The following is a 23,778-nucleotide window of genomic DNA, read 5'->3' as shown; positions in this document are numbered from 1 at the left end:
GCATGTAGAGGGATAAAAACTTGATGTGCCACTTTTATATAAAACAGAAGATAATGAGCAGGGACGGGAACCTTTCGCGGGATTCCAAATTTGTAGTTTGCAAAATATAAAGTATTGATTACAATAGAACCATTACAGACTAAGGGATGAATGTGCAATGGTTCAAGAAGACAGTTTATTTGAACAAATCATGAAATCGAAGAGATCAAAATCGATCAAGCCTAGAACACAACAAGTTAGCCCAGATCCAAACAAGAAAACATCTCTGGAACAATTGAATGAATTGGATATCCGATACAAAAATGTAGAAGCTGAGTCATTAGAACCAAGTATGCCGCACAAACGCGTACTAGAAATTAGGAAAGAGATGAGTCAGATAAGAAAATTAAAGAAAGAAGATCATATGTTATAAGCTTATTCGGGAAGTACATACAATGGTAATGGGTTAATGTTACACCGTGGTTGTAATCGGATGATTAGAAAGTCGTGAGTTCATCATAACTCACGACTTTTTACGTCTACAGTTATGGAATAGTTACCCTCTACTAGTTCAATTTTATATTGAAATGGAAGAAACATTACAACACGCCCGGGGTATTGAGTCATAGCGCCGGGGTAACGATTCAGCCGGTTATGAAAGATCCAATGAAATTCCCACGGTAGTGCAGATTCTGAATGGACAGCATCCGGCAAATACCTCGTCCGTGGAAGTTAATGTCATTCCAGGATTGCAATTTCGATATTCCGGAGGGGGTACAACCATCGTCGATATAAACAACTTTGTCCTCCTGAAAGTATAAAGATGAATGAAGATGGGGAGGAATGCACAATAGATTTGAAAAGGTTAGTTACCGATCAATCTTGTGAACATCAAGGAAACCGTTCCTTGTCGGAGATGGTCAAATGGATTATGAAGCGTAGCTCAGTGCAGGAAGTCTTGATGTACACATGGTCGCCAAGGAACTTGGCATGAGTAATCGTACTTTGCAGCGTCGACTAACCGATGAGTGTGCTAGTTATAAGACTTACAATAAACAAGATACTTCAAGAGAATGATAAAATGGAATGTATTAAACCGTCATCTGAAATGATCAACGGTTTTTTTGTCGTGAAGCAAGGACATAGACCCAAGTTCGCTTCTTTCAAGAAAGCAACCAATCTACATTCGCAAAAAAAATGTTGACATGAAACCAGTTACATATTTTAATCTTGCATTGTAGCGAGAGATCACACATCATACATGTGGCAACTCCTGATGAATCTTTTTTGGACACTTATTAAATATTCATTATAAAGCGTTTGAATAAAGAAGATCATTTCAATCAAAAGGAAAAATAGGTCAAACTAAAACATGGAGGTCATAACTATGATTAAACTGGTAGTCACTGATTTAGATGGAACGTTTCTGAACAATAAAGGTCTGTACGATGTCGAACTCTTCAAAAAAGTTTATGCAGAGATGCAGCAAAAAGGAATTACATTTGTCGCTTGCACCGGGAAACAATGTGAACGTGTTGAAAAATTGTTTGACGAGCATGGCAAAGGAGTTTGGATCCTGGGTGACAGTGCTGCTCGAATTAAAAAAGATGGTGAAGTCGTTAAAGAGTTCAGCATTGGTCGGGATCTCGCCCTGCAGGCGATTGATCGTATTCAAGACTTCGACAAAACGATGACTCTTATCGTCTGTGCAAGCGATGCTGCTTACGTTCATTCTTCCATTGCAGAAGATATGTACAAAGTGGTTAAAGGCTCCTATGAACGTGTAATAAAAATAGATTCCTTTGAAAATATCGAGAGTCGTTTTATCAAAATTACGGTCTTTGATTCGGAAGGACGAAGTACAGCATTAAGAGCTCATGTTGAGGGTACATTGAGTGGACAAATTTACATTGTTGACTCGGAGGCTAAATGGCTGGATATTACGGCATTGCACACGCATAAAGGGGAGACCGTTAAGAAACTGCAAGAGATGTTGGGTGTCACATACGAGGAAACGATGTCATTTGGTGACGGTGAGAATGATGTGGAGCTTATGACTATCGCCAAATACAGTTTTGCAGTAAGTAATGCTTGTGAAAATACGAAAAAAGCAGCGAACTTCATTACGAAGTCAAACGAAGAGAATGGTGTTCTTCTAACAGTTCAAAAAATACTGGATTTACAGTAATACTTATCTGTCAACGGGTATTGCATGTTTGAAGTGACAGGGGCAATTTGGAAACTACAGGCAACTATTGGTGTCGGAGGAGAAGAACTTGTTCCTTGTGGTCATTAATTTTTAGCAAAGTGAGTGGAGAATCAGAGCTGCGTCCGCACTCGCCTACCAGAGCCACACCAAGTCCACATCAGCATCAAAGTGCTCAGCAAAACAGTCAATTGATAATGGCATATTGTCGGGGAAAAGAATATAGTCCCATTGAAGTCGCTAATTTAGCGGCTTTTTTCTTTTAACCGTACAGGTTCTTGTCTTCGACTCTGGACAAGAACTTGTACAGAATGTCGATTAGGCATACATGTAATTAATTTGCTTCGGCATACCTAAATGCAGAAGAGTCTTAATATACAGGATTAAGAAATACTTCAATAAGACTGGTAATGAACCAAAAAGTACAGGTACTCTGGAAAGGGTATGACGAATTGAGACGTCCAAGCAATTATACCCGGGTGATATTGACATTAAATTTTACCCGGGTATAATCATTGAAGAAGAGCTGTAAAAAAGGAGGTATAGCATGCAGACTGAACCAACACAAACAAGTTGTACTGCCTTTGTAGGGAGACAACTCATTGCCAAAGGGACATTGCAGCACGTTGTTGCTATCGTAAAGGATACCCTGGAGGATAGGGAAATTGCCCAATTGCTTATCTTTGACGATTTTACTGGAAAACCAATTGATATTGATTTTCGTGGAAAAACAGCTGAGGTACTTCAACGGTTAAGCAATCAGGCTGGCCATACACCGGATGAGAAAGAAAGTGAACAACCAACGCGGCGGGTTGGTCGTCCAAAGTTGGGGGTAGTATCCGGTGAGGTTACTTTACTTCCTCGACATTGGGATTGGCTTAAATCTCAACCCGGAGGAGCTTCTGTAACTTTGCGAAAACTGGTCGATGAAGCTCGCCGTTCTGGGAAAAATGAGAGTAAGGTACGAACGGCACAAGAAGCAAGTTACCATTTTATGACGGCAATGGCGGGCGATTTCCCTCAGCACGAAGAGGCCTTAAGAGCACTATATGCCGGGAATCAGGATCGTTTTTACCAATTGATTGACGATTGGGCACCCGATATCAGAGACCATATCAAAACATTAGCCGAGAATGCATTCATAGAGGAAGAAACCTAAGAACAACGTCAAATCTGTTGACAATAGCAGAAAAAATAACACATGTTGCCTTTTTTACATGAAAGTGTGGGATCTTGTCATGTTGATTCGTAAGAGCAACATGCAGTCGTTTCTTGCTTTTTCGAATCATACAGCGAACTTGGCAGGTATTGGACATCGGACTGCGGCCATCGAAGATTCTCGCTTGCTCCCCATAACAGAGCTTCCTAAATTCATTTAAATGAAGGAGAAAACAACAATGAATATTCTGAAAGTAAACGGTATTGATCTCGCCTATGACAGCTATGGCAACGAAACGGACGAAACCATTCTTCTGATCGCCGGGCTGGGAACCCAAATGATCCGTTGGACCGTTCCATTATGTGAAATGTTGGTGGCGCGAGGATTTAGAGTCATTCGCTTTGACAATCGTGATACCGGTCTATCCACACACTTTAGCCATTACGCTACATTGGATTTTGAAGAACTTGCTAAAACACTTATGTCGGGACAGCGCCCGGATATTCCATATACACTCGATGATATGTCTAACGATGCGGTCGGACTGCTCGACGCCCTTGGGATTAAAAAGGCACATTTCGTTGGGCGCTCAATGGGCGGCATGATTGCCCAGTTTGCAGCCAGCAGATACCCGGAACGAGTTCTATCCCTTACTTCCATCATGTCGACAACAGGAAATCCCGAGCTTCCCCCAACATCTCCGGAAGTCATGGCGTTGATGACTCGGCCTGCACCGAATCCGATGGAGGATGAGGCAGGATATTTGGCACATAGCCTGGCTTTTGCCAAACGCATTGCCGGCACCAGCTATCCGTTTGAAGAGAACGAGTATCGTTCACTCATTCGAGAGGAAGTCCAGCGAGCTTATGACCCGGGCAGTGTTGGGCGACAAATCGCAGCAATTGCCGTTTCTGGCGACCGTCGTCCGCATCTGGCAAAAGTAACCGTTCCAGCATTAATTATTCATGGAATGGACGACCCGATGTTTGTCCCCGCATGTGGCAAAGATACGGCGCAAGCCATCTCTGGTGCAGAGTTCATGTTGCTTGAAGGCATGGGACATGATCTGCCACCGCAACTGTTCCAAACGATTGTTGATGGCATCGAACGGACAGCCCGGCGCAAGGGATAACACCTTTGAAAAAGTGGAATAGACGGTGTCTGAGATTCACAGTAGACGCCCTGACCGTAAGAGCATCCGCTCAACCGCGAAACGTACTCGAAACGTAACTATGGATCGAGCTAGTGAGATAAGAAAACATGCAAATCACGAAAATTGATTTGAAGGTCTGGTAAGCTACAGCACCGTCCCCGTATTCTTTGAGGTGCAGGAAGGCGATTTCAGATCGTTCTGAAACAACCTGGGCTAGTTGTCAGAAGCTATGGGTCGTCTGGATGAAGAAAAACGATGAGAATGATCCTTTTAAATTTATGCTTACACGGGTTGCAGTATCGGTACACATTCGTTTATGGAATGGAGAATGATCATGAGAGAGAATATGTTTGATATGGGATCATCCAGCAAACTGGACACCAACTCAATGAATGCGATGGTGTATGATACGTACGGAACATCTGAAGTTCTCCGATTTGAACAAGTCACAATCCCTGTGCCCAAGGACAATGAAGTTTTGATAGAGGTTCATGCGACTTCGGTAAATTCCTGGGATTGGGACCTCCTTCGGGGGAAACCATTCGTAAACCGCATCGGTGCAATCCGTCAGCCTCGTTACAGGATTCTTGGAGCAGACGTAGCGGGGCGGGTGATCGCGGTTGGGTCATCTGTCAAACGATTTAAATCTGGAGATGAGGTGTTCGGAGATCTTTCCGGTTGTGGATGGGGTGGATTCGCGGAGTATGTATGTGCTAAAGAGACTGTTTTGACGCCAAAACCTGCTGCAATCAGCTTTGTACAGGCGGCCGCTATCCCACAGGCAGCCGTGCTAGCTTTACAAGGTATACGTGATACGGGAGGCCTCAAAAGTGGGCAAACCGTTCTTATTAATGGCGCTGGTGGCGGAGTTGGGACGTTTGCCATCCAATATGCGAAATTGCATGGAGCAGAAGTGACTGGAGTAGACAGTAGCGAGAAGCTAGATATGCTGCAGACATTAGGGGCTGATCATGTGTTGGATTATACGAAAGAAGACTTCACAGCAAGAGGACAACAATATGACTTGATCCTTGATGTCGTTGGAAACCGTTCTGTTTTAGCTTTGAAGCGCGCACTACGGAATGGTGGTAGGTATGTAATGATTGGAGGCCCTATGTCACGCATTCTCCAAAATCTTTTGTGGGCTCCATTCATTTCCTGGCGTGAAAAAAAGAAAATAATGCTGCTCGTCCATAAACCGAACGATGGGGATCAGAAGGTCTGGAAGGAGCTTATCGAATTAGGCCAAGTTTTGCCGGTTATTGATCGGCAGTACCCATTTAGTGAAGCAGCTCAGGCGTTTCGTGATATTGGAGAAGGTCGATTGAAGGGGAAAGCCGTCGTGTCCATAAAAATGAAAATGTAGATATGTGAGGGACGAGAACAAGTCCTTTGAAGGCCGGAACGCCGCCGCTCAGTTACACCTTGAAAACACGGAGATCCAAGAGTTTGATGGGCGATATATTGATTACAACTTCTCGCTGCTTCAGACTAAGATCGAGCTGCAGGAAATCGCAGTTGCTGAAGCTGAAGAAATTGAGAGATACGATCACATCATCGACAATCTTAGAGAGATCGCCACGTGGAGAAATCCTTACTCAAAGATAGAATCTTTATCGGGTGGAGAAAAAAACATGCTTCAATTGGCTAAAGTGTCTGCCAGTAAAGCAAACGTACTGCTTCTTGATGAACCGACAAGCCATTTAGACATCTATACACAAATTGCACTCGAGAAAGCCATTGAGGACTATAAAGGTGCGATTCTCATGATTTCTATTCTGTTGTAAATGGCATGGATTATGTTTTAATCATTGACGATAAGACAATTAGTAAAATGAGTATGCAAGAATTTAGAGAGATGATTTATGCGAGTCATTTTAACAAAGACTATTTAGAAACGGAACAAAAGAAAAAATCAGTTGAAATGAAAATAGAATTGGCTTTAAAAGATACTAATTTTGAATTTGCAAAGGTATTGGTTGATGAGCTAGAAAAGCTAATTAAGTTGCTATGATGAAAACATTGAATTGGCTTCTGAACTGGTATCTTGAAAACTGTAATGGTGATTGGGAGCATTCGTCGTCACCTACCATGTATTTATCTTGAAAGAAATGGGGTCTAACTTGTAATAGTTGTCTAAACTAGATCGTTCGACTTGGTGTTTTGGTTATAACATTCGCCTTGTTTGTTATGTCGATCTGCAACTATTCACGGGTGGCGCTGACCAGCGACCAGGAATCGAGGCTTCCGCGGGATACCCCCGTCTCTTTTTTTAAATTTGTCTCTCGGGCGATATCAAATGCCTAAACATAAGTCCCAGCTTTAAGAGCAGCAGATGATCGGTATTCTTCAAATCCAGATTCAGCAGCCCCGAAATTTTCTCCAGCCTGTACAGCACCGTGTTGCGATGGATAAATAGCTCACGTGCAGTTTCATTCACTTGGCCGTTGTTGGCGAAATAGGCTTCAAGTGTGTGCATCATCTCACTGGTGTATTCCTCTTCTTTGTCCAGCAGTGGACGGAACAAATAAGAGCAATACCTGACCATGACCTCCTGTGGAATATGCTTGAAGAGATAAATAAATTCCAGGTCAGCAAACATGACAACCGGTTCGCTTAAACCGAGCTCCGTGCTGATTCTCTCAGCCTCCCCACACTCTCGGAAGCCGTCGATGAACTCCTCCATACCCGTTCTCACTTTACTGATATAACATGTCCATGCTCCTGCTCCGTGGTCCCATCCATGCATCAAATCCGCATACAAACGCGCCGAATTCTCATACTGGCTTCGCTCCTTGGCTTCTTCTTCTAGAAGTGGTAAGAGTGAATATATGCGGTTCATCACATAAAAATGATGGGATTCCAAGGAGGACGTTTTGGGATGGTCCTGAAGTTTATTCTGAATCTCCCTCAGTTTGCGCCTCTGACTTTCATGGTCCCAAGCATCCGCTCTTGTGGAAGATACCATGCATACGTAGGGCGTGCTCCAAAATGTGCTTCCCAATGCTTCGGCAAATTCGAGCACCGTTTTCAGAGAGGCGTTCCCCTTTAAGTAACGTTCCATGGCCGTGCCAAGACGACTGCCTGCCGCAGTAGCCTCCTGATTCTGGATGACCTCCAGATGATAGGAAAGAATAACGGCAGCTTGGTGAAAAATGCCCTCCATTTCATGTGCTTCCAGCAGATTTTCAGTTTGTATCAGCAAGTAACCGTATGACTTTCCGTTTTTCAGCAGGGGGACCCGATACAACAGGTTGCTCGCCGACTTGTAAAACCGATTGTCCTGATTCCAGGGCCAATCGCTCAACAGTTCCATTTCGGAACAGCGTGTCATGTTATACAAGGCCTGTCCTTCAGAGGTAACGATGGCTAAAGGAACCCCTAATATGCTTGTGATACTTTGAAAGTAATTGGTGTACTCATCCGCCTGCATCGCAAAATCAACCAGCTTCTTCTGCGTTTCAAGCAATTCATTCAGCCGGCGGGTATCGCGTTGGAACTCGGATTGGTAGAGAGCGGTGATCTGCTCGGAGAAGGTGAATTGAAAAGGCAGCTCAATTAGGGGCAAGCCCAGCCGATCGGCTTCCAGCAGGGCTATCTCTGGTATTTCCGCCCAGTATCGACCAAGCTTGATGCCAAGCCCGGAGGCCCCCCGTTCATTCAGCTTTTGCAGCAAATTAACAAATTCCTCGGGTGAATCCCTAATCGCATAAGCTGTAGTCAATAAGAGCTCCCCTTCTTTCATCCAGTTGATCACATCCGGCGCATCCATCAAATTGATGGAGCTAATCGTTCGAGAAATTCCTTTTTTACCGGCTGCCAACTTCCCTTCCGATAACGGGTACACCGCCAACGCATCTTCTATAGTTAATTGCATGTCAATCCATCCTCCTAAACGATACATATCTGAATCAGGTACCGGACACCACGTAACTTTTTAAGCAATTATATAGGGTCTTGTCGAATTTCTGCAATCCCTTTTGTTATATGTATGTTATATAAGTTAACTTAAAACATCAAATGTTCTGTTTTTGAACCAACGTAAAGCGTATACCGTTAGATGAAAAACCAAAATTGTGTTAGGAATATTTACACACATGTTTTTTGGCTATATGATAGGACACAACTTCAAAGAGAAGAGGGGATTCAGATGCAGCTCACCCAAAATCAACAGGCAGCGGCCCAAAAGGACAGCCGTTCCATGCTTGTAATCGATGATGTCGGCAAAATCTACCCCAATGGCACTGTAGCTGTGCAGCATGCGAATCTGCATGTGGGGGAAGGAGAATTTCTATGTTTTGTCGGTCCTTCCGGTTGCGGGAAATCTACCATTTTCAATATGATTGCCGGTTTGACGGAACCGACCTCCGGTCATCTGACCGTGCTGGGTACTTCCCCAAAGGAAGCACGTAAACAGAATGAAATTGCCTTTGTATTTCAGGAGCATACCCTGCTCCCGTGGGCCAAGCTGATTGATAATGTCACCATGCCTCTTACTTTGCGTGGCGTATCCAAAAAGGAGCGAATTACCGAAGGGGAGCGGGTTCTAGAGCTGGTAGGCCTGAAGGATTATATGAAGGTGCTGCCCCGTGAGTTGTCAGGCGGAATGAAGATGAGAGTATCTATTGCAAGAGCGTTGATATCCCGTCCCAAGTTGCTGTTAATGGACGAACCGTTTGGCGCCCTTGATGAAATTACCAGGCAGACGCTGCAGAATGAACTGCTAAATATTTGGGAACAGGACAAGAAGATGTCGGTTCTGTTCATTACGCATAACGTGTTCGAAAGTGTGTTCCTATCGACAAAGGTCGTGGTGATGACGCCTCGTCCCGGTAAAATTTCGGATTTCATTGATATTCCGTTTGCCTATCCGAGGGATGATGAATTCCGGACCCAGCCTGAATTCGGTGAATATGTACGCAGCGTGTCCAATGTACTGAAACATTGATAGCCAGAAATGAGAGGAGAGGGAAGCAGCATGGAAGAGATGGTAGCTAATCCAGCCGTTGAAACGACACCAGGTATCCGAGCTTCCGAGAAGGACAATATCCGCAGCCATCATCCGGCAGAAGAGAGCCCAGTCATTGGACTGCTGAAAAAAATTCTGCCGCCAATCGTCGTGTTTGTCCTGTTTATCGGCGGATGGGAATTAATCGTGCGGATACTTGGAATGCCTCCATATATCTTGCCCAAGCCATCCGATATTGCCGCAGCCGCTGCTGAGAACAGCACAAATCTGATTGCTTCGGTAAGCACAACCATTGTTGAGGCGTTGATCGGTTTTACGATCAGTGTCGTGCTCGGTATTTCATTGGCCATTCTGCTGGCTCTGTCCAAAACAGTGGAAAAAAGCGTATATCCGTACGCCATTATCCTACAGACTATTCCGGTCGTTGCGGTAGCACCAATCATTGTAATCTGGTTCGGAGCGGGAATAAATGCCATTGTGATCATCTCATTCTTAATCAGCTTTTTCCCGATTTTATCAAATACGCTCATCGGATTGAACTCAACGGATCAGAACATGAAGAATTTATTCTATTTGTATAATGCAAGCAAGCTGCAAACCATTTGGAGGCTGAGATTTCCAGCGGCACTTCCGTACATTATGGCAGGACTGAAAATTTCATGCTCCAGTTCGGTTGTCGGAGCGATCGTTGGTGAATACATTGCAGGCATTGGTGGCGGACAAGGCGGACTCGGTTACGGGATTACCGTTGCGGCAACCCGCCTGCAAACTCCTTATCTGTTCGCCTGCGGTTTAGCGGCATCCGCCCTAGGAATCGCATTTTTCCTAATCATCAACATGGTGTCGAACAAACTTTTGAAGTCCTGGCATGAATCAGCAATGAAATGATACCAGAACCGGGGGAGAGATCCAACATGTCCAAACATCATATGAACTTTCGTTATAAGAAATGGTTGCTGTCGGCTGCATCTTTGATCCTACTGCTTCTAAGCGCATGCTCCAATTCCTCCGCTCTAGAATCCGCCGCCCCGGCGGGAGGGGAAGCCGGAACAGATTTGAAGCAGGTGAAACTGATCGAGGGCTGGTACGCCAAAGGGGAAGATGGAGGCTATTTTGCGGCATTGCAGCAGAACTATTATAAGGACAAAGGGATCGACATGACGATTCAGCCAGGAGGCCCCGAGGTGTCAACCATGCAGCTAGTCGCTGCAGGCAAAGCTGAATTCGGCATTTCTTATGCGGATGAAATTTTGAAGGCGCGGGAACAGGGAATCCCTGTTGTCGGTATCCTTGCTGGTTTTCAAAGCACACCGCAGGTTCTGATGTACCACAAGGGGGAGAACATTCAGGATTTCACAGACCTGAACGGCAAAACCGTATACATCGGTACAGCGGTGCCTTACTGGGAATATATCAAGAGCCAATACAATCTGACAGATGTAAAAGAAATGAAGTATAACGGGCAGCTTGTCAATTTTATCAATGACCCCAGTTCGCTCAATCAGGGTTACATCACGAATGAGCCTTACGCACTTTCTCAGCAGGGGGTTGAGGTGGACTATCTGAAAATCGCCGATTCCGGTTATGCGAACTATGCTGACGTTCTTTTTACGACTGAAGATTACCTCAAAGAGCACCCTGATGTCGTTGAAGCTGTAGTGCAGGCAAGTCAGAAAGGTTGGAGTTATTATCTAGACAACTATGAAAAGGTAAACCCGTTTATTCAAACCTACAATCCCGATATGACGGTAGAGGCAATGAATTATGAGGCAGTGCAGGAAAAACCCTTTATTCTTAACAAGGAATCCGAGGCAAACGGTATTGGTTACATGACAAAGGAACGCTGGAGCACCTTGCAGGATCAGATGATCAAGGGTGGAGGATTAACGAAGGCACTAGATGTTACACAGGCGTTTACAACGGAGTATCTGATGAAGCCATAAACCTGAACCAAAAGTATTTAAGGCTTCAAATCAGAAATTTCAGAAAAAATGAGGGGACTTATATGTTCAAACTTGGAAATCAAAAGAGCTATTGGCAAGTGTCCGAAACGCTGGTGGATCTAAGGCGAACGCAAAAGTACGGCAAGTCAGTAACCCTCCCTGCACAGCCGCAGGAAGTCATATTTGATCTCGAGCATACAGCGGTTATTGTCATCGATATGCAGAATGATTTCTGTACACCGGGGGGATGGCTGGATTCCATTGGGGTCGATACCTCGCCGCTGCTGAACCCGGTCAGCCGGCTGAACCGACTGATGCCCGAGCTGCGTAAAGCGGGAGTGCCTGTGATTTGGGTGAACTGGGGCAACCGGGAAGACCGAATGAACGTGCCGCCATCCGTGCTCCATGTGTACAATTTGGATGGACGGGGCAACGGCATCGGGGACCCGCTGCCAGGGAACGGCTCCAAGGTGCTGGAGAAAGGCAGTTGGGGAACGGCAATTGTCGATGGCCTGGATTCATCTCCCGATGATATCTATGTGGATAAATACCGCATGAGCGGGTTTTGGGATACACCACTGGACAGTATTCTACGCAATCTTAATATTCAAACAGTGTTGTTTGCCGGGGTAAATCTCGATCAGTGTGTCATGCATACACTGCAGGACGCGGCTTGTCTCGGATATGACGGCATACTTCTGGAGGATTGCTCGGCAACAAGCTCCCCGGATTTCTGCATAGAAGCGACATTGTACAATATCAAGCAATGTTATGGCTTCGTTACAGATTCCACCTGGTTGGTACAAGAGCTGAGCGGGGGAGCGACTCCTGTAGAGAGAAACACCTCGGAAGAGCTGGCATCGTTAGAAGGCTGAGCGGAAGGATGGGATGAAGCAATGAAGGACCAATGGAACGCCATGGTCAACCAGGTGATCGTTGAACCGACAGGACAGGGTAGGCTGAACGGACTCAGCTTTATGGTCAAGGATGTGTTTGCCGTCCGTGACATTATAAATGGCGCAGGTAATCCATGTTGGCTCCAGACGCATGGGCCCGAGGCGGAACACGCGGAAACGCTCAACCTGCTATTGCAGCAAGGAGCAAGGCTAACGGGGATGACGCATACGGATGAGCTGATGTTCAGCTTGAATGGTGAAAATGTTCATTATGGAACACCAGTGAATCCAAGGGCACCCGATCGTATCCCTGGCGGTTCATCGAGCGGATCGGCGGTTGCTGTCGCCGCTGGGCTTGCTGACTTCTCCCTTGGAACGGATACGGGAGGATCGGTGCGTGTGCCATCTTCGTACTGTGGAATTTATGGAATGCGTCCATCACATGGCATTGTCTCCGAGAAAGGTGTTATCCCACTCGCTCCCAGCTTCGACACCGTCGGCTGGATGGCACGTGATCTCGAGACGCTGTGCCGGGTAGGAGAAGTGCTTTTGCCGCAGACAGACTCGGGTACAGGCTTTAGCCGGGTGCTCATCGGTGAGGATGCGTGGGAGCTTGCTGACACGGAGAGCAAAGAGGCGCTTGCCCCTTACCTGAAGCTGCTGTGCGGCATGGCTGCGAGCCATGAAACGGTACACATCGCCCCGCAGGGTCTACCTGAATGGATGACCATGTTCAGGACGATCCAGGGCTATGAAATATGGCAGGAGCACGGGGCGTGGATTGAACGTGAGCAGCCGACCTTCGGGCCAGATACGGCCGGGCGATTCTCCTGGGCAAGCACTGTTGAACGTGCCGATCAGGAGAAGGCAGCCAAACGCCGAGTCGAGGTGTGCAAGCACATGACTGACCTGCTCAGAACGGATACGGTGCTTGTGATTCCGACGACGACTGGAGCGGCCCCGAAGCTAGGCTTGGGCGGGCCTTTAATTGAAGAACGAAGAGTGAAAACGATGCGTTTAACCTGCATTTCCGGCTTGTCGGGTCTGCCGCAGCTTACGATTCCCGCTGCGGAGGTACTGGGCCACCCGGTGGGTATTTCGATCATTGCCGGTCCGGGACAGGATCAGCGTCTGCTGGAATGGGCCACATCCTTTTTTTCAGCAGTAAATTCAGAAGTAAAAGGATAAGAGCATCATTCGATATATGTACATTAAGCTACGCGAAAAAACATTAAAGCCGCTGGAGAAAGGGTGTCAGTTATGTTTCAACGATATGAAGGAACAGCCTGGGAGGAACGATTTTTGCCCCGTCTGACAAGCAAACAGGTCCAAGAAATGCCGAAGGATAAGGCTCTGATTATTCTCCCAGTCGGAGCTGTGGAGCAGCATGGCCCCCATCTGCCCGTATATACGGACACTTTGATTGGGGAAGCGACATTATCACAAACGCTGGAGCGGGTGCGGGCGGATAAGGAGATCTGGCTACTGCCTCCGGTCTCGTATGGCAAAAGCAATGAACATATCGGACTCCCGGGCACCATTTCCTTATCTGCGAGCACACTGCATGCCATCATGCTGGACATTGCAGAAAGTCTGAAGGCCAGTGGTTTTCGCAAGTTACTGTTGTTTAATACCCATGGCGGCAACGTGGATTTGCTGAATACGGTATCCCGAGAAATACGGATCAGAACGGGGATGATGGTTTTCTATCTCAGTCCCAGCAGTCTGAATGTGGCAGAGGATCTCCTGTCTTCCGAGGAACTGGAATACGGTATTCATGGTGGCGATTATGAGACATCTCTCGTGATGTCCATCAAACCGGACTGGGTGAAGGAGGAGTTTCTCGTCAAAGAGCTTCCTGATATGTCCTCTTACCGCTTTCTTACATTAGAAGGGAAAATCCGCTTCGCCTGGAAGATGGCTGATATTTCCGCTACCGGCATTGCTGGTGATGCTACGACGGCCACGCCTGAGAAAGGCAGCATTATTCAGGATAGAATCTCAACGATTTTGTCAGATGCGCTGGAGGAACTGTGTGATTTTGAAATCACCGATGTCCGCGGGACTGAACCGGTTCAACAGCCAGCAGGAAGCACCCCGTGAAGCTCGTCAGTCTGAAACACGGCGATGGTGAACAGGCCGCGATTGAACATGCGGAACGATTCTTTCTTCTAGAGGAGATCAACAGGGCGGAAGGAAGCTCATGGGGCACCTCCGTTATGGAGATTTTGCAGCAAGGCAAGCTAGAGGAGCTAATCCAGTGGTATCAGAAGCACGGGGATAGGGCAGTTTCATCAATACCTTTCATACCTTCAGCAGGAGCCATATCCGCTCCTCTCTTCCGCCACCCTCGTAAAATATGGGGAATTGGCATGAATTATGTGCAAAAAGCGATCGATCTCGCATCTACTCCTCCAGAGCGTGAGCCAGTCTGCTTCATGAAGCCGGACTCAAGCCTGATCGGGCCGGAAGAGTATATCCAGCTGACAGCTCAGGATGTGAATGTGACATCAGAAGCAGAGCTTGGCATTATCATCGGCCGAACCTGCAAAAATGTGCCGGAAGAACGTGTGCAGGAGGTCATTGCAGGTTTTGCCGCAACGCTGGATATGACTAACCAGGACATTCACGCACGGAACCCCAGATTCCTGCAGCGATCCAAGGTATTCGATACATTTTTCAGTCTTGGACCACAACTAATAACACCTGATGAAATAAGTGATCTGCAGAGCCTCGTCGTTGAAACGGTGTTGAATGATGAGGTTATTCATAGCAATACGGTGTCTCACATGATGTATCATCCATGGTTCATTGTCTCGTATTTTTCACAGATGATGACTCTCTATCCGGGAGATGTGATCATGACAGGCACACCCGGGTCCGTCCAGATTCAGCAAGGAGATGTCGCCGAGTGTAGAATCAGTGGCTTTATGACGCTTCGAAATCCGGTAGGGGAAGTCGTATAAATCATCCGTAATTTTCCTTGGGGAGTGGTAATGAGATGAACAAGTACAGACAAAAGGGAACTGTCGTTTTACTCGCAGCAATATTTTCCTTATCCACATTGCTGGCAGCTTGCGGGAAACAGCCAACTGCTCAGAATGCCTCTGCTACGGGGGGAAGCGAGGAACTCACGGCAATTACACAGGTGACGAACTGGTTTGCACAAGCAGAGCACGGGGGTCTGTATGCGGCAAAGGAACAAGGATATTACAATGAGGCTGGTCTCGATATGACCATCCAGGCAGGTGGGCCGCAGGTGTCTCCAACACAGATCGTGGCTTCAGGCAAGGCGCAGTTCGGACTGGCTACAGCGGATCAATTGCTGGTCGCTCGTGAAGAAGGAATCCCTCTTGTAGCGATTGCAACGATATTCCAGAAAAGCCCGCAGGGACTTATGGTTCATGCCAATCAGAACATGTCCTCCCTGGCCGATTTGAACAACCGCTCCGTATACGTGGGGACAGGCTCGGTGTTTTGGGATTTTGTGAAGAGTAAATATCAATTGGGTAACGTGAAGGAATTGGCTTATACCGGTTCTTTGGCTCCTTTTGTAGCTGATGAAACGGTTGCCATTCAGGGATATGTAACCAGTGAACCTTACGAGATGAAACAGCAGAATGTGGATATTAATTTCCTGCTACTGGCAGATGCCGGTTATAACCCGTATTCCAATGTGCTGTTCACCACGGAGCAGTATATTCAGGATCATCCTGATATTGTGCGCGGTTATGTCGAGGCTTCGATGAAGGGCTGGGAGTATTACAAGACCAATTATGATACCGTGAATGACGTCATTCTAAAGGAAAACCCTGATTTTACGAAAGAAAAGCTGAACTATGCCGCAGAAGCGCTTATCCCGTTTGTATATGAAGGTGATGCGGCGACACATGGCGTTGGCTACATGACAGAGGAACGCTGGACAGAGCTCGGAAAGCAGCTTAAGGAGATTGGGGCATTAAAAGAGGAGCCTGATGTCAGCAAAGTATTTACGGATGAATTCTTGCCGAATTCCTAAGAGATTCCTTTGGGAGATCAGTATTACAAATACGGGAGGGGAACCGAATGAATGAACATTGGATAGCCGTATTGAAAGAACGCATGGAGCCGGAATTACTGCAGTGGGAGGAGGCGGCGCTTGCCAAATATTCGATGGATTATCATCACTTCTCTCCTGTGCTGGCCAGTCAGCTGCAGGGTAAGGTCGCCGAGTGCATCGCCAGTCCGCGCACCGAGGAAGAGCTTGACAATCTGCTCTCCATTGCAGCAGAGCTGGGAGTTCCGCTAACCATCAGGGGGAACGGCACCGGCAACTATGGTCAATGCGTTCCGGTCACAGGCGGAATCGTCCTGAATCTGGCCAAATACAACAAGGTGCTCGAAATGGGAGAAGGCACGATGCGGATCCAGGCCGGGGCTAGACTCGGCAAAATGGAATCCACTGCCCGCAAGGCAGGTTATGAGCTGCGTACGATGCCTTCCACCTTTCAATCCGCGACGATCGGCGGGTTTTTATGCGGCGGTTTTGGCGGCATCGGTTCGATCAGCTGGGGGACGATCTGGGATGGGTTGGTACGTTCGCTAAAAATCAAGACCGTTGAGGTTCATCCCCGTACCATTGAACTCCAGGGAGACGAAGTGCTGCCTTACCTTCATACTTACGGTACAATCGGCATTTTGTCCGAAGTGGAAATCAATCTGGCTCCCCGAGTGGAATGGATGCAATGGGCAGTGACCTTTGACCGTTTTGAACAGGCTTTTCGCTTCGGGCAGGCGGTAGCTGAGGACGCTTCCTTGGTGAAACGGCTAATTTCCATCCATGAATGGCCGGTTCCGTCCTATTTTCTTCCGCTTGATCTCCCCGCTGATCATGCTGTCGCATTACTGGAAGTGGATACAGCTAACGAATCCCAGCTTGAACGTATCCTATCGGAATATGAAGGTCACTTGGCTATGAAGGTTTCTGCCGAACAGTACCATAAGGGTGTAGGGGTCTCCGATTTCACATGGAATCATACGACATTGTGGGCGCGCAAGGCAGACCCTGGCTTGACCTACCTGCAGCTAAATTTTGAAGCATCCAGTGCCCTTGAGCAAATCTCATCAATGAAAAGGGAATATCCAGAAGTGATGAATCATATCGAGTTTGCCCGGCAAAACGGAAATTTGCTGATCTCCGGCCTGCCACTGGTTCCCTTCACAACGGAGGAAAACCTGAATCAGCTAATGGAACGTTACGAGGAAAACCGGGTCATAGTCAATAATCCGCACACTTGGGATTTGAAGGAGGGCGGGCGATCCTACGCGCATGATCGTTTATGGGAAATCAAACACCGCAACGACCCGAAGGGGATTTTGAATCAGGAGAAATTAAAGCGTTCGGCTGTCAGTGGCGTCTGATCAACGGATGATGGAAGAATGGCGCAACCTGCAGCAGTTAACGTGCCATGCGGATTTTAATAGTCAATCCGTATCTACAGCAAAGGAGCGAGTTGCATGAAATTTGGAAATGTGGTCATCCGGCGAAAGGTCCCTTGCACGATGCGCGACGGCATAACGTTGTATTCAGATATATACCTGCCGGACGAGACAGGAGAATATCCTGTGCTGCTGATGCGCCAGCCCTACGGACGGTCGATTGCTTCTACCGTTACGCATGCCCACCCCGTCTGGTATGCAAGTAAGGGATATATCGTTGTAATCCAGGACGTCAGGGGGCGGGGTGAGTCGGAAGGTGAATTTAATCCGTTTGTTCAAGAAGCAGAGGACGGATTTGATACCATCAAGTGGGCAGCCGGTCTGTCCGGCTCGACCGGCAAAGTAGGCATGTACGGTTTCTCTTATCAAGGTCTAACACAATGGGCAGCAGCTTCCCTTCACCCCCCTGCGCTCCAGGCGATTGCACCGAGCATGTGTCCGGCAGACATGTATCATGGCTTATTTTATCCGCATGGCTCGTTCGCACTTGGCAACCATCTGCCGTGGGCTTTCCAGCTGGCTCGTGACACGGCACAAAGAGCGGGTGACTTCGTAACGGCAGAGCAATGCTCACGACTCATGCGCAGCCCCGATGAGATGCTTTGGAAAATGCCATTGAATGAAAGACATCCGATTCTGGAGCAATACTTTCCCGCATTTTATGATTGGATCGATCATCAAGCGTACGATGAGTACTGGGAGCAGATGAACTGGATCAACGATATCGTAAAGGAACCCGTGCCGGCGCTTCATATTGGGGGATGGTATGACGGTTTCCTCATGGGTACGTTACAATCGTTCGAAGCTCTGCAAGCTACGGCCACGCCGGATTGCTTTCATCGGCTCGTTGTCGGCCCGTGGGCCCACATTCCATGGGGACGCAGAGCGGGCGGAATCGATCATGGCGAGCAGGCAGATGGTGGTCATCATCTGGAGCAGCTGCGCTGGTTTGATTATTGGCTGAAGGGCAAGGAAGACATGGAACTGTCTGGTGAACTGCCGATCCGATATTTTGACCAATTGAGTCATGAATGGCATACAGCGGAACAGCTGCCTTCTCTATTTGAGGATGGGGCCTCTCCGTCCGAATGGTTTTATCTGTCTGGGTCACAGACCCCGGCGAACGGTGCGGCAGGAGGGGGGAGACTGGAAAAGCATAAGGAAGATGTGGAGGAGGCTGTGCCGGATGTATTCGTTTACGACTCACGTCTGCCGATGCGTCTGGACTCTTACCTGCCGTCCGACCGAGCTGTCATTCAGGAACGGCAAGAGATTCTGGTATATACGGGAGGACCGCTTGCAGAGGATATCCCGATTTTTGGGTCCCCGGAGTTATCCGTGCAGTACCAAACATTGGGCGGTCCGACGGATCTGGTAGCCATCCTCACCACCGTATCCGAGCAAGGGACGGCCCTGCTACTCAGTGTGGGTCGCACGGAAATCTGCAGTGAAGGAGCAGATGCTTCCAATGAATGGAGAACAGCACAGATCCGGCTGCGTCCCTTGGCGGCTACCCTTCCGGCTGGCTCGTATGTCCGGCTTGAGTTGACAGGCAGCGCCTTCCCGTTATTCGCCCGGCATCCGAACGGTGTTAGGGACGAGAAGAACAGCACGGGAACAGGTGGGTTGAAGATTGCCACCACGGCTGTTCGCAGTACAGAACAGGACATATCCTGTTTGAGGCTGCCGGTAAAAAGATGAAAAGCGAAGCATAAACTAAAATCAATCAAAGTGAGGTTGAATGTATATGGTGAACATTCCAGGTCTGGTTGCTGGTAACTTTGAGAATTGTCCCGTCCACAAAATTTCCGCACAGGATACGAATAAGTTCATCCTGCTGTGCGACAGGGAGCAGGTTCCTTTCACTTCATTTGTGGAGATTTTCGAGGTTGGAGGCAGAACTCCATCCAATGAACACCGGGAGGCTTATGAATATTTTTATGTGTTAAAAGGGGAAGGGCTAGCCAAAGTTGGCAGCGAGTATGAGACTCCGATCCGCCAAGGCTCATTCATTATCATTCCACCGGGCAACCATCACGATATTATTAACACGGGCAGCACACGTCTGTATTGTCTGACGACCATGGTACCGGACGAAATGTTCTCGGATATGATCAAAGCGGGTCCGGCCACCGAGCTTGACGAGGAGGATCTGGCCGTGCTTCAGGCGCTGGCTACCGCACAATGAGTGCAGGGCTGCATTTCATTAATGTACGCCTTCCGCACCGGGAAGACCTCTGTCTTTATGAACTAAAGGCGGAGGTTGGAAAATGGGTTAGTATCCGTCGGCAAGATCGTTTCCTTGATGCACGGGAAAGCGGTGCTTCCCGTCTGATGGTCCCGCATCAGGCCGGATCAGATCTGAAACGGTTGGCAGACGCGGATTGCATCGATCTGCAGGGCGGCATGATGCTTCCTGGCCTGGTTGACTGTCATATGCATCTGGATAAGGCCTTTTCGCTCTCGCAGGTGTCGAACCGATCCGGCACACTTCATGAAGCCATTCTTAATTACAGCCAGGCTGTACAGACATTCAGCAAGGAGCAGCTAGCGGAACGCATGCTGACTGCCGCCAGAATGGCACAGAGCTACGGGACCACGACCATAAGGAGCCACCTTGACTTCCCTGTTCATTTGGGGAGAGAGGTGGCCTTTCGGACGATCGAGGCAGCCTTGGAAGTACGGGAGAAGCTGAAGGGCAGTATGGCTATCCAATATGCGCTCATGGTTCCGTTCCGCGGCAATCGTGAAGCTGCGGATGAGGCAATCGAGGAAGCACTGCGGATGGGAATTGATGTACTGGGTGGAGCCCCTCATCTGGCAGACGACCCTGAACGGGAGATTAGCAGGATTTTTCGGTTAGCGGAACGTTTCGGCGTACCCATTGATCTGCATGCAGATGAAAGTGATCATCCCGGAAAAAAAACCGTGCTCAGCATCGCAGAGCATACGATTCGCTACGGTTATCAGGGCAGAGTGACGGCAGATCATCTGTGCTCGTTGTCCGCAATGACAGAAAAAGAAGCACAGCATGTGATGGCGAAGATGAAGGAAGCCGGTCTGAACGCGGTAACGCTGCCTGCGGTGAACCTGTATCTTCAGGGACGGGAAGATCGCGGCCTGGTAAGACGGGGCACAACACGCATTCGCGAGCTGCTTGCCGAAGGCATTCCGCTTGCTGCGGCCTCCGACAATATTCAAGACCCGTTCCATCCGTTCGGCCGCGGGGATCTGATACAGATCGCCCAAATCACATCTTATGCTGCCCATATGGGCAGTGAACGGGATTTAGTACAGCTGCTGCGGATGATCACGGATATACCTGCTGAAATCACGGGCTGCGAAGAGTATGGAATAGAAGAAGGCCTCGCCTGCAACTTTGTTGTTACGGATGCTTCGGATGTCACGCAGCTGCTATCAGGTACAAAAATGAGTCGCTGGGTGTATGCCTCCGGCAGATGGCAGTCTGCTCTGCATACAGCTCAGACATTCGCGTCTGAATGGGTAACATGATTAGACAACAAACAGGAGTTACCGTCAGTTGAACATAAGAGAGAAAGAAGGTGGCAAGATGGTTCCACAAGTCACAGGCACACAGACGATGGTAGTCAGTCCACATTCTTTGGCCAGCGCAGCAGGATCGCGTATTTTGCAGCAGGGAGGTAACGCCTTTGATGCTGCCGTGGCGGTGAGCGCCTGTCTTGCCGTCGTATACCCCCATATGACGGGAATGGGAGGCGATTCCTTCTGGTTAACCTATAGCACCGAAGAGGGAAAAGTAAGGGCATATAATGCGAGTGGACGTTCGGGAAGCCGGATTACCGCGAGCTGCTTTGCCGGCGAATCAGCCATTCCGCAGCGGGGACCCCGAAGCGTCATTACCGTGCCGGGGATGGTGGACGGCTGGGATGCCATATTACAGGAATATGGCTCCATGACGCTGGCAGAAGTACTTGAGCCCGCGATCCGTTATGCACTGGAAGGCTTCCCGCTGTCGCCCGACCAGCATGTCAATACGAGCGAGCGTTTCGATGTGCTGGCAGCTTATCCACAGACTGCCGCCATCTATCTGCCTGGAGGCAAGGTCCCGGAGCTAGGCAGCCGCTTTGTGCAGTCTGCTTTGGGAAGGAGCCTGATCCAGGTTGCGGACCAGGGTCGAGACGTATTTTATTCAGGCAGTGTGGGTCAAGAGATTGTTCGCTCACTTAAGGAACAGGGCGGTCTGCTGACACTGGAGGACTTTGCGAGACACAGAGGTGAATGGGTGGAACCGGTCAAAGGGAGTTACCGAGGGCTTGATCTTTATCAGGTCCCACCGAATTCACAGGGCTTTACCGGTATAATGGCACTTCAAATTCTAGAGCAGTTTGATTTGGAGAGTATCGAGCATGGTTCCTATGAGTACTATCACTTGCTCGTGGAGGCGCTGAAGCTGAGCTTCCGTGACCGCGATCGTTATTTGACAGACCCACAATTTTCTTCCATTCCTCTGGACCGACTGCTATCCAAATCCTATGCCGCGAAGCTGGCGGCCTGCATCGATATGGAGCGAGCTCTGCCGATGAATACCCAGCCGGTAGGCCATGATACGGCATATGCGGCGGTAGTAGACAGCGAGGGTAATGCCGTTTCATTTATCCAAAGTCTCTATTTTGAGTTCGGCTCGGCTGTGGTTGGGGGAGACACCGGTATATTGCTGCAGAACCGAGGCTCGTTCTTCTCGCTAGATTCGTCGCATGTGAACAGGCTGGAACCGGGCAAAAGAACCTTTCATACGCTGATGCCGGCGATGGCTTGCCGCGATGGGAAGCCGTATATTTTGTACGGTACCCAGGGAGGAGAAGGTCAGCCCCAGACACAGACCGCGCTGCTGACCCGCATGGTGGATTATGGTATGACTCCCCAGACCGCTGTGTGTGAACCCCGCTGGGTGTGGGGAAGAACATGGGGAGAGGCGACGCAAGAATTGAGAGTGGAGGGACGGATCGCGGGAGAAGTGCAGCAGCGTTTACAGCTCGCCGGACACAAGGTACGCACAGTTGAAGATTTTGCTAGAGCCATGGGACATGCGCATGCCATTATGATCGATGACAATGGCTTCCTTCTCGGGGGCACAGACCCCCGCTGTGACGGTGCGGCTATCGGATGGTAAATCAGAACCGGGACGTAGCCTTAACAGTCACGTATTTAAACGGAAACATCATATCGCTTTTTATTAGATGTTATGGATGCATAAGGTAACAAACTCTCAATCCTGATGATTATATATAAAAAACGCCGTGTAGCATATTGTTGCAACGGCGTTTGTTGATGATAAATGATCTTATAGTATGTCGAAGTAAAGTTTGTCGCTAAGAAAAAAGGGTTAATCAAACTGGACTCAAATATGGGTTATTTGCATGCAGATTACAGTTTTTCTGAAGTTACTTCAGCTGTATTCTCGTTGTTCCAGGTTGCAGCCCGCCAAATTATAAAACTCCAATGAATGACGAAGAAACGTTAAATTGGATTCGCCAAATGCATGAAACAACGAAATGGACCACGTCGGTTTGTAACGGCTCTCTGATTTTGAGCGCCGCAGGCTTGTTAAATGGAACCGTAGCCACCAGTCATTGGGGGTCCTTTGACCTGCTTCAATCTCTTGGAACAATTCCAGCAGATGAAAGAGTGGTTCGTGAGGGCAAAATCGTTACAGCAGCCTGTGTCTCCTCTGGTATCGATATGGCACTTCAATTAATAGCATGGGAATTGGAAGATATGAGTAAAGGAGTCCAGCTGATTTTGGAATACGATCCTCAGCTTCCGTTTGACACGGGTTGACCAAAGAAAGCCCCTGCTTTATTGGTAGAACAAATAAGAGGGATGTTAAGGGCTGAAGAACCGTTCATCTTTCTAGTTTGTGTAATATGTTTTATCGTTAAGAATGGATGAATGTAAATAATACATATGGAGTAAGTTAGAAAACTCACTACTATCATTTTTTTATGCGGTGGAA

At 48.1% G+C, this 23,778-nt stretch carries 21 protein-coding genes and 2 pseudogenes; 22 read left to right on the top strand and 1 reads right to left on the bottom strand.

From position 1 onward, the window contains the following. Positions 1-157: 157 nt before the first annotated feature. The 8 genes and pseudogenes from JNUCC31_RS00985 to JNUCC31_RS34010 all read left to right on the top strand — a co-directional run bounded on the left by JNUCC31_RS00985 (position 158) and on the right by JNUCC31_RS34010 (position 6,603). Complete coding sequence (locus JNUCC31_RS00985) at positions 158-412, top strand: hypothetical protein (RefSeq protein WP_192267719.1); 255 nt, start codon at positions 158-160, stop codon at positions 410-412. A 954-nt stretch (positions 413-1,366) separates the two neighbouring features. Further along, positions 1,367-2,167 (top strand): Cof-type HAD-IIB family hydrolase, encoded by an 801-nt coding sequence (locus tag JNUCC31_RS00980; RefSeq protein ID WP_192267717.1) that lies wholly within the window; start codon positions 1,367-1,369, stop codon positions 2,165-2,167. Between the two features lie 565 nt (positions 2,168-2,732). Next, complete coding sequence (locus JNUCC31_RS00975; RefSeq protein ID WP_192267715.1) at positions 2,733-3,344, top strand: DUF2239 family protein; 612 nt, start codon at positions 2,733-2,735, stop codon at positions 3,342-3,344. Positions 3,345-3,402: 58 nt separating this feature from the next. Then, entirely contained in the window at positions 3,403-3,564 is a 162-nt protein-coding gene (locus JNUCC31_RS33040; protein ID WP_228469416.1) for a hypothetical protein, read from the top strand. An 18-nt stretch (positions 3,565-3,582) separates the two neighbouring features. Further along, positions 3,583-4,476, top strand: coding sequence for an alpha/beta fold hydrolase (locus JNUCC31_RS00970; RefSeq protein WP_192267713.1), 894 nt, complete (start codon positions 3,583-3,585; stop codon positions 4,474-4,476). 337 nt (positions 4,477-4,813) lie between these two features. Next, the gene (locus JNUCC31_RS00965) at positions 4,814-5,863 is read left to right on the top strand and encodes an NAD(P)-dependent alcohol dehydrogenase (protein WP_228469414.1); all 1,050 of its coding nucleotides are present in this window, start codon (positions 4,814-4,816) and stop codon (positions 5,861-5,863) included. 4 nt (positions 5,864-5,867) lie between these two features. Then, positions 5,868-6,511: pseudogene (locus JNUCC31_RS00960) on the top strand (ATP-binding cassette domain-containing protein). After that, positions 6,508-6,603: an Imm53 family immunity protein gene (locus tag JNUCC31_RS34010; RefSeq protein WP_192267711.1), complete on the top strand. Its 96-nt coding sequence runs from the start codon at positions 6,508-6,510 to the stop codon at positions 6,601-6,603. The pseudogene JNUCC31_RS00960 and the gene JNUCC31_RS34010 overlap by 4 nt, the downstream one beginning before the upstream one ends. Before the next feature lie 166 nt (positions 6,604-6,769). Here JNUCC31_RS34010 and JNUCC31_RS00950 read toward each other — a convergent pair whose 3' ends face one another. Further along, positions 6,770-8,374, bottom strand: coding sequence for a PucR family transcriptional regulator (locus JNUCC31_RS00950; protein WP_192267709.1), 1,605 nt, complete (start codon positions 8,372-8,374; stop codon positions 6,770-6,772). Between the two features lie 273 nt (positions 8,375-8,647). Between JNUCC31_RS00950 and JNUCC31_RS00945 the strand changes: the two genes are divergently transcribed. From JNUCC31_RS00945 to JNUCC31_RS00880, 14 genes and pseudogenes are all read left to right on the top strand, one after another. Further along, positions 8,648-9,445: an ABC transporter ATP-binding protein gene (locus JNUCC31_RS00945; protein WP_175398624.1), complete on the top strand. Its 798-nt coding sequence runs from the start codon at positions 8,648-8,650 to the stop codon at positions 9,443-9,445. Positions 9,446-9,475: 30 nt separating this feature from the next. Continuing rightward, positions 9,476-10,354, top strand: a complete 879-nt coding sequence (locus JNUCC31_RS00940; protein ID WP_192267707.1) for an ABC transporter permease — start codon at positions 9,476-9,478, stop codon at positions 10,352-10,354. A 26-nt stretch (positions 10,355-10,380) separates the two neighbouring features. Beyond that, a complete protein-coding gene (locus JNUCC31_RS00935; protein ID WP_192267705.1) occupies positions 10,381-11,409 on the top strand; it encodes an ABC transporter substrate-binding protein in 1,029 nt (342 codons plus the stop codon). 62 nt (positions 11,410-11,471) lie between these two features. Next, entirely contained in the window at positions 11,472-12,284 is an 813-nt protein-coding gene (locus JNUCC31_RS00930) for a cysteine hydrolase family protein (protein ID WP_192267703.1), read from the top strand. A 21-nt stretch (positions 12,285-12,305) separates the two neighbouring features. Further along, positions 12,306-13,493 (top strand): amidase, encoded by a 1,188-nt coding sequence (locus tag JNUCC31_RS00925; protein WP_192267701.1) that lies wholly within the window; start codon positions 12,306-12,308, stop codon positions 13,491-13,493. A gap of 72 nt (positions 13,494-13,565) precedes the next feature. Beyond that, entirely contained in the window at positions 13,566-14,408 is an 843-nt protein-coding gene (locus JNUCC31_RS00920; RefSeq protein WP_192267699.1) for a creatininase family protein, read from the top strand. Then, positions 14,405-15,271, top strand: a complete 867-nt coding sequence (locus tag JNUCC31_RS00915) for a fumarylacetoacetate hydrolase family protein (RefSeq protein WP_192267697.1) — start codon at positions 14,405-14,407, stop codon at positions 15,269-15,271. The genes JNUCC31_RS00920 and JNUCC31_RS00915 overlap by 4 nt, the downstream gene beginning before the upstream one ends. A gap of 35 nt (positions 15,272-15,306) precedes the next feature. Further along, the gene (locus tag JNUCC31_RS00910) at positions 15,307-16,323 is read left to right on the top strand and encodes an ABC transporter substrate-binding protein (protein ID WP_192267695.1); all 1,017 of its coding nucleotides are present in this window, start codon (positions 15,307-15,309) and stop codon (positions 16,321-16,323) included. 47 nt (positions 16,324-16,370) lie between these two features. Further along, positions 16,371-17,705: an FAD-binding oxidoreductase gene (locus tag JNUCC31_RS00905; RefSeq protein WP_192267693.1), complete on the top strand. Its 1,335-nt coding sequence runs from the start codon at positions 16,371-16,373 to the stop codon at positions 17,703-17,705. Between the two features lie 96 nt (positions 17,706-17,801). Further along, positions 17,802-19,484, top strand: coding sequence for a CocE/NonD family hydrolase (locus tag JNUCC31_RS00900; RefSeq protein WP_192267691.1), 1,683 nt, complete (start codon positions 17,802-17,804; stop codon positions 19,482-19,484). A gap of 46 nt (positions 19,485-19,530) precedes the next feature. Beyond that, entirely contained in the window at positions 19,531-19,971 is a 441-nt protein-coding gene (locus JNUCC31_RS00895; protein WP_192267689.1) for a cupin domain-containing protein, read from the top strand. After that, a complete protein-coding gene (locus JNUCC31_RS00890; RefSeq protein WP_192267686.1) occupies positions 19,968-21,296 on the top strand; it encodes an amidohydrolase family protein in 1,329 nt (442 codons plus the stop codon). The genes JNUCC31_RS00895 and JNUCC31_RS00890 overlap by 4 nt, the downstream gene beginning before the upstream one ends. Positions 21,297-21,354: 58 nt before the next feature. Then, a complete protein-coding gene (ggt, locus tag JNUCC31_RS00885) occupies positions 21,355-22,935 on the top strand; it encodes a gamma-glutamyltransferase (RefSeq protein WP_192272622.1) in 1,581 nt (526 codons plus the stop codon). A gap of 186 nt (positions 22,936-23,121) precedes the next feature. Beyond that, positions 23,122-23,714: pseudogene (locus tag JNUCC31_RS00880) on the top strand (DJ-1/PfpI family protein); the annotation flags it as partial. Positions 23,715-23,778: the final 64 nt, after the last annotated feature.

The sequence above is a fragment of the Paenibacillus sp. JNUCC-31 genome (assembly GCF_014844075.1).
In the GTDB taxonomy this organism is placed as follows: Bacteria; Bacillota; Bacilli; order Paenibacillales; family Paenibacillaceae; genus Paenibacillus.
This window is presented reverse-complemented; position numbering and strand designations above follow the sequence as displayed.